The sequence below is a fragment of the Carnobacterium sp. genome (assembly GCF_032094055.1).
Lineage (GTDB): Bacteria > Bacillota > Bacilli > Lactobacillales > Carnobacteriaceae > Carnobacterium_A.
Window position 1 is genome coordinate 1 of sequence record NZ_DAMDAK010000004.1, and the last position, 1,630, is coordinate 1,630.

The window sequence follows — 1,630 nt, forward strand, 5'->3', positions numbered from 1 at the left end:
AAGAAAACAGCAATCAGTGTAGCTGGCAATCCACTGCCTAATCCAGTCAACGGTACTTGAATCACATTATAGACAACGTCATGTAAGTTCGTTGAGAAGAAACCGACAACTACAGCGTTTAGAACTAAAAATACAGTTAGGGTTATGATAGCTGGTAATAAAGCGGCAAAAGATTTAGCCACTGCAGGCGGTACCCCTTCAGGCATTTTAATGACAATTCCTTTTTTAACAATACGTGTATATATTTCTGCAGCAATAAATGCAGCAATCATTCCGATAAACATTCCTTTAGCGCCTAAGCGATCTAAAGTTAAGACACCTGTTATAGCTTCGCCATTTTCAGTTACGGCTTCAAATGGAGTCAAGATCAGGTAAGCAGCTAATGAAACAGCTCCTCCATAAATAGGTTCTACATCATAGGACTTGCTTAAATAATACCCAATCCCAAAGGTAACAAAAATAGTCATGATCGACATTGTCGCATTTTGACCATTTCCAAATAATGTTCCTAATGTACCTTTTGTTGCATCACTGAAAAATGGCAAGTTATTTAAAACAACGACAATAGATCCAAACATTGTGATCGGGAACGATAGCATAAAAGCATCACGTAAAACTTTTAAGTGTCTATTATCACCCAGTTTTCCAGCAATCGGCATCAACTTTTCGCCTAGTTTATCAATAAACTCATTCATTGATATACCTCTTTTCTTTTTTATGATTTTTTCTTTACTGACTAAAAACTGGCCTATTTCTAGTCAAGTTCCACAACACTGAAATCGATTACAAATAGAAGTGTAACACTTTTATTTTAACATGTCTAGTCTTTTAATAAATAAAACTTCTCTTTTATAAAAAAAGAAGACACACGACTTATAGAGTTACTTTTAACTCATGATTTTTTGTGTTTATTCAGTAAAGCTCTTATGCAAAAAAGGATACAAACGAGCTCGGCTCAGAATGTACCCTTTTGATAGCTGCTACATTTCTTTATTCTCCTATCTTAAAACAGAGAGAAATTAAAACTTGGCAGACATTAAATTTTGGTTGCTTTAAGGTCAACTTTTTTATTAGTTAAAACCGTTTTGACTAGTCATTTCTTTAAACCAGCGACCGCTCTTCTTAATTGTCCTTTTTCCTTCTTGATCTAAATCAACCGCAATAAATCCATAGCGATTTTTATAGGCATTAGTCCATGACCAGTTATCCATACAGGTCCACATGTGGTAGCCTTGAACATTACTTCCTTCTTGTATCGCTTGATGCACGTAAACTAAATGGTCTTTAACGAATTCAATTCGATAATCATCTTCAATCGAACCGTCTGCATTGATATAAGCTTCTTCGCCTTCAACACCCATTCCATTTTCAGAGATGAAACAACGGATATTGCCATAGTTTTCTCTTAAATTTGTTAAAATATCATAAATTCCTTTTTCGTAAATTTCCCATCCGCGGTAAGGGTTCATTTTACGTCCAGGCATAATGTAATTATCAAAGTAATCGTCCGGCATTGGGCCTTCAGCAAGTTTAGTAGTTGATTCTTTTGCTTTGATCCGTCTTGGCTGGTAATAATTTACTCCTAATAAATCTACAGTATTTTCTTTAATGATTGCCAAGTCTTCAGGTT

At 35.1% G+C, this 1,630-nt stretch carries 2 protein-coding genes; both read right to left on the bottom strand.

What is annotated here, in order from left to right; genetic code table 11:
- The coding region (locus RT405_RS01145; RefSeq protein ID WP_313466860.1) for a PTS transporter subunit EIIC at positions 1-695 on the bottom strand (695 nt) is incomplete at its 3' end.
- Between the two features lie 375 nt (positions 696-1,070).
- Positions 1,071-1,630: family 1 glycosylhydrolase (locus RT405_RS01150; protein ID WP_313466861.1), on the bottom strand; the 560-nt coding region annotated here is incomplete at its 5' end.